This is a genomic window from Cupriavidus sp. SIMBA_020, from assembly GCF_046535395.1.
GTDB classification, from domain to species: Bacteria; Pseudomonadota; Gammaproteobacteria; order Burkholderiales; family Burkholderiaceae; genus Cupriavidus; species Cupriavidus campinensis.
The window spans coordinates 1-241 of sequence record NZ_JAWRWU010001521.1 but is presented as its reverse complement, the minus strand read 5'-3'; the positions used below and the strand labels follow the sequence as shown (position 1 = coordinate 241).

The 241-nt window shown below is 65.1% G+C and carries 1 protein-coding gene; it reads left to right on the top strand.

Features of this window, described 5'->3' with window-relative positions; translation table 11 throughout:
- Positions 1-241: CBS domain-containing protein (locus tag SB751_RS34685; RefSeq protein WP_410749573.1), on the top strand; the 241-nt coding region annotated here is incomplete at both ends.

The following is a 241-nucleotide window of genomic DNA, read 5'->3' as shown; positions in this document are numbered from 1 at the left end:
CGACAAGGTGCTCGGCGTGCTGCACGTGCGCAAGACGCTGACGGCGCTGCACAACCAGGACTTCGACCGCGAAATGCTGCGCACGCTGCTCGCCGAGCCTTACTACGTGCCGTCCGGCACGCCGGTCGTCCAGCAGCTCCAGTACTTCCAGGAAAGCCGGCAACGCACCGCGCTGGTCGTCAACGAGTACGGCGAACTCGAAGGGCTCGTGACGCCCGAGGACATCATCGAGGAGCTGATC